Here is an 8830-nt window from a genome sequence, read left to right as displayed (position 1 = left end):
ACGTTGGCGGTCTCGACGCCGCTGCCGTCCGCCTTCACGCGGACCTTCACGTTGTAGTCGACCACCCGCTTAACGGGGACGAGGATCTTCATGGCGCGTTTCTCCTCTCGGTTCTTGTTGCTTGATCGGCCCGGGCGTCAGCCTCAGGCGGTGGACAGGCCCTGGCCGCGCAGGGCCGCGGCGGCGTCGGGAAAGGGGGGCGAGGCGGCGTCGCTGCCGATGGCGGCCAGCACCTCGGCCGGCGGAACCACGCCGGAGCGGCCGACGAAGGCACCCTGGACGACGGCGAGCGCCGCGAGCCCCTTGCGGCTTTCCATGCGGTGTTCGATGAAGATGTATTTCTCGTCCCAGCACAGCACCCGGCTGACCAGGGTGAAGCGCTGGAAGGGGCGCAGCGGACGGCGGTAGCGGACGGTGGCGCCGCCGAGCACCGGCTGCCAGCGCTTGTTCAGGATGACCGGCCCCAGGCCGGCGCGGATCATCAGGTCGGTCCGGCCGAGATCCATCACGCTGAAGTAGCGCGCATTGGTCATGTGCATGTTGATGTCGAGGTCGGTCGGCCAGACACGGAAGCGCAGGGCCGACGCCCCCAGCAGATCGATGCGCTTTCCGCGCAGTGTCGCGGCGACTGCCGCGACGACGACCGCGAGCAGGCGGAAGATCAGGTTCATGCCCGGTCTCCTGCCGCGGCGCCCATGAGGGCGAGATCCTTGCGTCCCGTCATGCTCCGATCCTTCCTCTTGCGACCGGAGCGCCGCAGGGCGGCCCGGTCAGCTTTCCTTGGCCGCCTTGCCGCCGGCCAGCTCGGCCAGGCTGGTGGTGACCTGGGTTTCGATGTCCCGCAGTTCCTGCACCGTCGCCTCCAGGTCCTCGCGCTGCTGCGCCAGGTCCTTCAGCCGCTTCTGCACGCGCTTCAGCAGGTTCCTCTGCTGCTCGACCCCGCCGTTCACGGTGTAAAGGTCGAGGTACTCGCGGATTTCCGCCAGAGAGAAGCCCAGCCGCTTGCCGCGGAGGATCAGCTTCAGCCGGGCACGGTCCCGCTTGGTATAGACCCGGTTGTTGCCGACCCGGTTCGGCGCCAGCAGCCCCTTGACCTCGTAGAACCGCAAGGCCCGCGGCGTGATCCCCAGTTCCTCGGCAAGCTGGTTGACGGTGTAGAGCTGTTCCATCCCGGGAAGACCTTTTGTTCACGTTCGGCGCAGTAGGCTCGGCGCTTGGTACCACAGCCGCCGCCGCGTGGTAAGGCTTCCCCTAACCTCCGGGTCAACCTGATGACTTCGGGTCATCCTCCTTTAGAAAGCGCCTGTTCGGCTTCGGCGAGCAGCTCCTTCTTCGACAGCTTGCCGACCGCGGTCTTCGGCAGCTCGTCCCGGAACTCGATGGCCGTCGGCATCTCGATGCGCGAGATCTTGTCGCTGAGGAAGCTGCGCAGCTCGTCCGCGCCCAGGGTTGCGCCGGGCTTCAACTGGACGAACGCCTTCGGCGTCTGGCCGCGGTAGTCGTCGGGCAGGCCGATGACGCAGGCGGCGACCACGTCGGGATGCTGGTAGATCGCCTCCTCGATCATGCGCGGATAGACGTTGTAGCCGCTGCAGATGATCAGGTCCTTCAGGCGGTCGAGCAGGAAGACGTAGCCGTCCTCGTCCATGGTGCCGACGTCGCCGGTCATCAGGAAGCCGTCGACCACGGTGCGGTCGCTCTCCTCCGCACGCCCCCAATAGCCGGCCATGATGTTGGGGCCGGCGACCGCCACCTGCCCCTTCTCGCCGATGCCGAGCTTGCGCGAGGGATCCTCCAGGTCGCGGATCTCGATGGTGATGCCGGGAAGCGGCAGTCCGATCGACCCTTCCTTGTTGGTGCCCTTCAGCGGGTTGGCGGCACAGACCGGCGACGCCTCCGACAGGCCGTATCCTTCGATCAGGACGCAGCCGGTCGCCTGCTCGAACCGGCGCTTCAGTTCGGTCGGCAACGGCGCGCCGCCCGAGATGCAATAGCGGATCGAGGTCATCGGATAGCGGCCGACCTGCGGGTGGCCGAGCAGTGCCTTGTACATGGTGGGCACGCCGGGCACGAGCGTCGGCTTGCGCGCGGCGATCGTCTTCAGCACCTGCTCGGTGTCGAAGCGCGGCAGCATCACCAGCTCGGCGCCGCAGGCCAGCCCCATGTTCAGCACAACGGTCATGGCGAAGACATGGAAGAAGGGCAGGACCGCCAGCATCCGTTCCCGGCCGAGCTGCACCTCGGGAAACCACGCCTGCACCTGCCGGGCGTTGGCCAGCAGGTTGTGGTGGGTCAGCATGGCCCCCTTCGGGACGCCGGTGGTGCCGCCGGTGTACTGCAGCACCGCGATGTCGCGCAGCCCGTCGATGCGTGCCGGCCGCGGGTCTCCGCCGTTGGCGAGCAGGGCGTCGAAGTCGACATGGCGGTCGTCGCGCGGGATGGCGACGACTTCGCCGCGCTTCAGCATGCGGAACAGCGCGCCCTTCACCTTGGGCAGGAGGCCGGCCATGCGGCAGACGACGATCCGCTTCAGCGCCGTGCGCTCCAGCATCAGGGCGATGCGCGGATAGATCAGCTTGAGGTCGAGCGTCACCATGATCTCCGTTTGCGAATCGGTGATCTGGTGTTCGAGTTCACGCTCGACGTAGAGCGGGTTGTAGTTGACGACGGTCCCGCCGGCCTTCAGCACCGCAAAGTAGGAGATGACGTAGGCCGGGCAGTTGGGCAGGCACAGGCCGACCCGGACGCCGGGCCCGACGCCCATCTCCTGGAAGCCGCGGGCGGCACGGTTCACCAGCGCCAGCACCTCGCCATAGCTGTAGCGGCGGCCCAGGAAGTCGAGGCAGGGCCGGTCGGCGTAGCGGCCGGCCGCCTCCTCGAAAAGCTGGTGCAGCGGCATCGGCGGGAAGGTCTGGTCCCAGGCGATGCCGGCCGGGTATCCGGCGAGCCAGGGATGCCGGGACGTCGCCGCCGGTCCGGGGCAGACGGCGGCGGAGTGAGGATGGGCGGCCTGCGCTTGCGGGTCGGGCATCGGTTTCGCTCCCCTCGATGGTGGCGCGTTCCGGATCGTCGCAGCGGGCGCGTCTGAAACGCTTTCGTTATGACGTTGACGTAAACGTAATGCGCGCCTAGTGTCAAGACCCGTCCTACGAACAATCAAGGGGCCACGCTTTCATGGTCGACGACATTCTGCAGGAGATGCGCAGCCGCAGCGCGGATCTGCGTACGCTGAACGCCTCCGTCCGCTTCCTGCTGGGCAAGGAGGGTGAGGTGATCCGGGTGGATGCCAGGGCCAACCCGATCAGCATCAGCCGCGACGACGCCGAGTCCGACTGCACCATCCGCATTTCGCCGGAGAACCTGCAGAAACTGATCAACGGCAAGCTGAACCCGATGCTGGCCTTCACCATGGGCAAGCTGAAGGTCGAAGGGTCGATGGGCGTGGCGATGAAGCTGGCGCAGTTGCTCGACGACTAGGGCAAGAGCGGTCCGGGCGGATCCGCCCGCACCGCGACCCGCACGGAAAACCGAAAGCCCAGGGTGCGCCGCTGCGTCGTCGATCATCCGGCCGATCCAGGCCGGGCGAGCCGACGAATGACGTGAGACGGCTGCAAAGGCCGCTGCCGCGCACCCGGTCCCTTCTGTGGAGGAAACGCATGACCATGACCCGCGCGCTTCGCGCCACCCTGGCCGCTGCCCTGATGTCTGGCGCCGGCATCGCGGCGCTGCTGCCTGCCGGAGCCGCCTCGGCCGCCGGCACTCCCACCGAGGGAGCCCGCTCCCTGACCTACCAGATCCTGATGGGCGAGGATCCCATCGGCACCGAGCAGGTGCGCATCGAGCCGTTGGGCGACCGCACCCGCGTCACCGTCGTCGCCACGACGCGGGTGAAGGTGCTTTTCATCAACTTCAGGTACGACCACAAGCGCGAGGAGGTGTGGAAGGGCGGTGCACTGGAGTCGATGACCGCGACCACCGACGACGACGGCACTCCCCACAGCATGTCCCTCACCCGCGACGGCGGCGGCTACCGCATGACCGTCGACGGCAAGGCGCGGGAGGTGGCGGCCGACGCCCTGCCGCTGACGCTGTGGACGCCCGAAGTTCTGAAGCATCGTACGCTGCTGTCGGTGATCGACGGCGCCCCCTACAAGGCCGCGGCGCGCAAGGTCGGCGCAGAGACGGTGGAAGCCGGCGGAAAGGCGGTTCCGGCCGCTCACCACCGCATCGACGGGGACGTGGAGCGCGAGCTTTGGTATGCGGCCGACGGCACGCTGCTGAAGACGCGCTTCAAACGCAGCGGCTATGATATCACCTACGTCCTGAAGTGAGTTCCACCCCGAGGACCCGATGCCCATCTTCCAATTCCCCGAGGATCCCGTCTGGAACGAGGAAGCCGACGCCGTGGAGTTCCCGGTGCAGGTCGGGGAGTATCTGGGCCGGGTCTTCGTCACCCGCCGCACCCTGCAGGGCATCGTCGGCCACACCCCGCAGCCGGACGAGGCGGTGCAGCAGGTCTGCATGAACCTTCCGCTGTTCGAGCGCGCGGTGGAACAGCGCATCACCGCCCGCTCGCTCGATCCCGACGCCAACATCCACCTGACCGGCCGCGACCTTCGCCGCGCGGCGGGACCGGGAACCGCCTCATCCTGATTCGCCGGGCCTTCCTCCCTACGGCTATCGCATATGGCTCCCTCTCCCGTCCCGGGAGAGGGAAGGGGCCCATGCGCAGCATGGGAAGGGTGAGGGGTGATCCAAGAAACCCTGCGGTTCTGGCGTCTTGAACCACCCCTCACCCTCCCCACTTCGTGGGTCCCCTCCCTCTCCCGGGGCGGGAGAGGGCGATTATCGTCATATGTGATTGCCGGGCCTTCCTCCCTCGCGCCACTTGATCGGTCGGGCTCCAGCCGTTATACGCTCGCCCCTTTTCCGGTGCGGCGGCACCGGCCATCCGGTCAGGAGGCGGGACATGACGGCATGCGGGCTCGATTTCGGCACGTCCAACACCACGCTGGGTGTGCGCGGCGGCGACGGCTTCCGGCTGCTGGCGCTCGACGGCATGCGCAACACGCTGCCGACGGCGGTGTTCTTCGACTTCGAGAGTGACCGCACGACCATCGGGCAGGCCGCCATCGACGCCTATGTGTCCGGTGTCGAGGGGCGGCTGATGCGCTCGATCAAGTCGATGCTCGGCACCGACCTGATCGACGCCGACACCGCTCTGCGGAAAGGGCGCATCAGCTTCCGTGCCGTCATCGGTACCTTCCTCAACCTCGTGAAGGCGCGGGCCGAGCAGGCGCTGGGCGGCGAGCTGGGAGACGTGGTGGTCGGCCGGCCGGTGCATTTCGTCGATGGCGACCCGGCCGGGGATGCGGCGGCGGAACAGGCGCTGGGAGAGATCGCGCGGGCCGCCGGCTTCCGCAACGTCTCATTCCAGTTCGAGCCGATCGCCGCGGCGCTCGACTACGAACAGCAGGTGGCCGGCGAGGAGCTGGCGCTGATCGCCGACATCGGCGGCGGCACCTCCGACTTCTCGGTCGTCCGCATCGGTCCCGCCCGGCGGGCCAAGCCGGACCGGGCCGAAGACATCCTGGCCAACGACGGCATCCGTGTCGGCGGCACCGATTTCGACCGCGATCTCAGCCTCGCGACCGTGATGCCGGAGCTGGGATTCGGCAGCGCCATGAAGCGGGCCGGCCTGCTGGCGCCCAAGAGCATCTATCTGGACCTGGCGACCTGGTCGAAGATCAACTTCCTCTATACCGCGAAGGCGATGGCCGAGCTGGAGCGCCTGCAGCGCGATTCGGCCGAGCCGGAGAAGATCGAGCGACTGATCGGCGTCGTCGAGCACCGCCAGGGCCACGCGCTGGCAATGGCGGTGGAGCGCGGCAAGATCGCGCTCTCCGACCACGAGGCGGCGGAACTGGCGCTCGACTGGGGCGACGGCGCCTTGTCGCTGCCGGTGGATCGCCCGACGCTGAACCGCGCGACCGGAACGCTGGCCGCCCGGATCGGCACGCGCATCCGCGATTGCCTGGCCGAAGCGGGGGTGACGGCCGACCGCATCGACGCCGTGTTCCTGACCGGCGGCTCCACCCTGCTGCCGCAGGTCCGCGCCGCCATCCTGGCTGAGGCGCCCGGCGCCCGCGTGGTCGAAGGCAACATCTTCGGTTCCGTCGGGCTGGGGCTGACGGTCGAGGCGCAGCGGCGCTACGGCTGAGCCCCCGCCCCGTCTCTCCCCGCCGGCCGGAGGGAGACGGGGCAGGGGGCAGCGGTGCCCTCACTCCACGACGATGCGCGGGGCGGCACGACCGGTGGTGCCGCCGCCGATCTTCTCCCACAGGCGGGTGGCGATGCGGCGGTAGGACTGGGCGTGCTCGCTGTCCGGCTGCGACACGACGATCGGCTGGCCCTGGTCGGAGGTCTCGCGGATCGAGAGGTGCAGCGGGATCTCGCCCAGGAACTCCATGCCAAGATCGTCGGCCTCCTTGCGGGCGCCGCCGTGGCTGAAGATGTCGGTGCGGTGGCCGCAGTTCGGGCAGCAGAAATAGCTCATGTTCTCGATGATGCCGAGCACCGGCACATCGACCCGGCGGAACATGTTCAGCCCCTTGCGGGCGTCGAGCAGGGCGATGTCCTGCGGCGTGGAGACGATCACGGCGCCGGCGAGCGGCACCTGCTGGGCCATGGTGAGCTGCGCGTCGCCGGTGCCCGGCGGCATGTCGACCACCAGGATGTCCAGGGTGCCCCAGTTGACGTCGCGCAGCATCTGCTGCAGCGCGCTCATCACCATGGGGCCGCGCCAGATCATCGGCGTGTCCTCGGCCACCAGGAAGCCCATGGACATCACCTTGATCCCGTAATTCTCCATCGGCTCCAGCCGCTTGCCGTCGGGGCTGTTCGGGCGTCCGGAAATCCCCATCATGCGCGGCATCGAGGGGCCATAGATGTCGGCGTCGAGCAGCCCGACCCTCAGCCCGTTGGCGGCGAGCGCCAGGGCGAGGTTGGCGGAGGTGGTGGACTTGCCGACGCCGCCCTTGCCGGACGCCACCGCGACGATCGCCTTGACGCCGGGAACCAGCGGCTTCTGCGGATCGGCATGGGCGGCGCCGTGCCCATGCCCATGCCCTTGGCCGGGCGCATGACCATGCCCCTGCTGGGGCGCCTGCTGGGGACCGGCGCGGTGGGCGGTGAGCACGGCGGTGACCGACAGGACGCCCGGCAGGGCGTCCACCGCCTTCTCGGCGGCATGGCGCAGCGGTTCGGCCTGCGCGCCGCGCCTGGGATCCACTTCGATGGAGAAGGCGACATGGCCGTCGCGCACCACGAGGCCCGACAACATGCCGAGGCTGACGATGTCGCCGCCCCGGTCCGGGTCGATGACGGTCTTCAGCGCCTGCATGACTTGAGCTTCGCTGATCTGCGCCATGGTTGAAAACTCCACTTTATTCCCGATATTGGCGGATATCCGTTGGTGGAATCCTTGCCGAAGGGTATGGGCGACTATAGGACCGACGGAAGAGATTGGTAAAGGGACGCGGGCGCCGTAAGGCCTTGTCGTTCCACATGACGGGATGAACCGCAGAAGGGGACGGAGTCGGATGCCGTGGAATAATCAGGGTGGGGGAGGCGGTGGCGGCCCCTGGGGTCCTCCGCCGGGCAACAACGGCCCGGGCAACCCGTGGGGGCGACCCTCGGGTGGGGGAAACGGAGGGGGAGGCGGTCCGCAGCCCCCTGACCTTGAGGATCTTCTGCGGCGCAGCCAGGATCGCCTGCGCCGTGCCGTCCCCGGCGGTTTCGGCAGCGGGCGCGGCGTGGCGCTGATCGTCGGCGTCCTCGCCGTGATCTGGCTTGCCAGCGGCATCTACCGCGTCGAGGCCGACGAGCAGGGCGTCGTCATGCGGTTCGGCGAATGGGTCCGCACCGAACAGCCCGGCCTGCGCTACCGCCTGCCGACCCCGATCGAGACGGTGCTGCTGCCCAAGGTGACCCGCGTCAACCGCATCGAGGTCGGCTACCGCTCCTCCGGGGGCGGCGGCCGGTCCGATCGCGACGTTCCCGACGAATCGCTGATGCTGACCGGCGACGAGAACATCATCGACATAGACTTCACCGTCTTCTGGGTGATCAAGGACGCCGGCAACTTCCTGTTCAAGATCCGCGAGCCGGAAGTGACGGTGAAGAAGGCCGCCGAGAGCGCGATGCGTGAGGTGATTGGTCGCACCGACCTGCAGCCGGCGCTGACCGAGGCCCGCCAGCAGACTGAGAACTCGACGCGCCAGCTCCTGCAGGCGATGCTCGACGAGTACCAGGCCGGCATCGAGGTCACGCAGGTGCAGCTCCAGAAGGCCGACCCGCCGCAGCCGGTCATCGACGCCTTCAACGACGTGCAGCGTGCCCGCGCCGACCGCGAGCGCGCCCGCAACGAGGCCGAGGCCTACCGCAACGACATCATCCCGCGTGCGCGCGGCGAGGCGGAGCGGCTGGTGCAGGAGGCGTCGGCCTACCGTGAGCAGGTCGTCAGCCTGGCCCAGGGTGACGCCGAGCGCTTCCGCAAGGTCTACGACGCTTATTCGCAGTCCAAGGACGTCACCGCCCGGCGCATGTATCTGGAGACGATGGAGGAGATCCTCCGCGGCCGGAACAAGATCATCGTGGAGGGATCGGCGCAGAACGTCGTGCCCTACCTGCCGCTGAACCAGCTCGCGCCGCAGCCCGGCCAGGCGCCGCGTCCAGCCAATCAGGGCGGCCAGGGTGGGCAGTCGGGCCAGCGGTCGGGCACTCAGACCCAGCCGATGTCCCAATCGCTCTCGCAGTCCGGCCAGTGAGG

9 protein-coding genes and 1 pseudogene are annotated in these 8830 nt (G+C 68.5%); 5 read left to right on the top strand and 5 right to left on the bottom strand.

All coding sequences use genetic code 11. From position 1 onward, the window contains the following. From J2850_RS31970 to J2850_RS30790, 4 genes and pseudogenes are all read right to left on the bottom strand, one after another. Positions 1-92: pseudogene (locus tag J2850_RS31970) on the bottom strand (electron transfer flavoprotein subunit beta/FixA family protein); the annotation flags it as partial. Positions 93-143: 51 nt separating this feature from the next. Then, entirely contained in the window at positions 144-671 is a 528-nt protein-coding gene (locus J2850_RS30800; protein WP_209991130.1) for a thioesterase family protein, read from the bottom strand. A 99-nt stretch (positions 672-770) separates the two neighbouring features. Then, on the bottom strand, positions 771-1169 hold the full coding sequence (locus tag J2850_RS30795; RefSeq protein WP_209991128.1) for a MerR family transcriptional regulator: 399 nt from the start codon (positions 1167-1169) through the stop codon (positions 771-773). 113 nt (positions 1170-1282) lie between these two features. After that, entirely contained in the window at positions 1283-3031 is a 1749-nt protein-coding gene (locus tag J2850_RS30790) for a long-chain-fatty-acid--CoA ligase (RefSeq protein ID WP_209991126.1), read from the bottom strand. 143 nt (positions 3032-3174) lie between these two features. Between J2850_RS30790 and J2850_RS30785 the strand changes: the two genes are divergently transcribed. From J2850_RS30785 to J2850_RS30770, 4 genes are all read left to right on the top strand, one after another. Beyond that, positions 3175-3477 carry an SCP2 sterol-binding domain-containing protein gene (locus J2850_RS30785; protein ID WP_209991124.1) on the top strand — a complete coding sequence of 101 codons (303 nt, stop codon included), beginning with the start codon at positions 3175-3177 and terminating at the stop codon, positions 3475-3477. A 179-nt stretch (positions 3478-3656) separates the two neighbouring features. Further along, on the top strand, positions 3657-4331 hold the full coding sequence (locus tag J2850_RS30780; protein ID WP_246513773.1) for a DUF6134 family protein: 675 nt from the start codon (positions 3657-3659) through the stop codon (positions 4329-4331). A 19-nt stretch (positions 4332-4350) separates the two neighbouring features. Continuing rightward, on the top strand, positions 4351-4653 hold the full coding sequence (locus tag J2850_RS30775) for a DUF1488 family protein (RefSeq protein WP_209991122.1): 303 nt from the start codon (positions 4351-4353) through the stop codon (positions 4651-4653). 316 nt (positions 4654-4969) lie between these two features. After that, complete coding sequence (locus J2850_RS30770; protein WP_209991120.1) at positions 4970-6220, top strand: Hsp70 family protein; 1251 nt, start codon at positions 4970-4972, stop codon at positions 6218-6220. A 60-nt stretch (positions 6221-6280) separates the two neighbouring features. On the opposite strand, the gene apbC is transcribed toward J2850_RS30770, so the two are convergent. Continuing rightward, complete coding sequence (gene apbC, locus J2850_RS30765) at positions 6281-7429, bottom strand: iron-sulfur cluster carrier protein ApbC (RefSeq protein ID WP_209991118.1); 1149 nt, start codon at positions 7427-7429, stop codon at positions 6281-6283. Positions 7430-7601: 172 nt separating this feature from the next. On the opposite strand from apbC, the gene hflK reads away from it, so the two are divergent. Then, positions 7602-8828, top strand: a complete 1227-nt coding sequence (hflK, locus tag J2850_RS30760; RefSeq protein ID WP_209991115.1) for an FtsH protease activity modulator HflK — start codon at positions 7602-7604, stop codon at positions 8826-8828. The last annotated feature ends 2 nt before the right edge of the window (positions 8829-8830 follow it).

The organism is Azospirillum picis (assembly GCF_017876115.1).
In the GTDB taxonomy this organism is placed as follows: Bacteria; Pseudomonadota; Alphaproteobacteria; order Azospirillales; family Azospirillaceae; genus Azospirillum; species Azospirillum picis.
Note: the sequence above shows the minus strand (reverse complement) of the source record. Positions and strands in the feature narration are given on the sequence as shown.

Coding starts and splice junctions, on each gene's coding strand:
- hflK (WP_209991115.1), top strand. CDS start 7,602: ATGCCGTGGAATAATCAGGGTGGGGGAGGCGGTGGCGGCCCCTGGGGT.
- J2850_RS30785 (WP_209991124.1), top strand. CDS start 3,175: ATGGTCGACGACATTCTGCAGGAGATGCGCAGCCGCAGCGCGGATCTG.
- J2850_RS30770 (WP_209991120.1), top strand. CDS start 4,970: ATGACGGCATGCGGGCTCGATTTCGGCACGTCCAACACCACGCTGGGT.
- J2850_RS30790 (WP_209991126.1), bottom strand. CDS start 3,031: ATGCCCGACCCGCAAGCGCAGGCCGCCCATCCTCACTCCGCCGCCGTC.
- J2850_RS30795 (WP_209991128.1), bottom strand. CDS start 1,169: ATGGAACAGCTCTACACCGTCAACCAGCTTGCCGAGGAACTGGGGATC.
- apbC (WP_209991118.1), bottom strand. CDS start 7,429: ATGGCGCAGATCAGCGAAGCTCAAGTCATGCAGGCGCTGAAGACCGTC.
- J2850_RS30775 (WP_209991122.1), top strand. CDS start 4,351: ATGCCCATCTTCCAATTCCCCGAGGATCCCGTCTGGAACGAGGAAGCC.
- J2850_RS30800 (WP_209991130.1), bottom strand. CDS start 671: ATGAACCTGATCTTCCGCCTGCTCGCGGTCGTCGTCGCGGCAGTCGCC.
- J2850_RS30780 (WP_246513773.1), top strand. CDS start 3,657: ATGACCATGACCCGCGCGCTTCGCGCCACCCTGGCCGCTGCCCTGATG.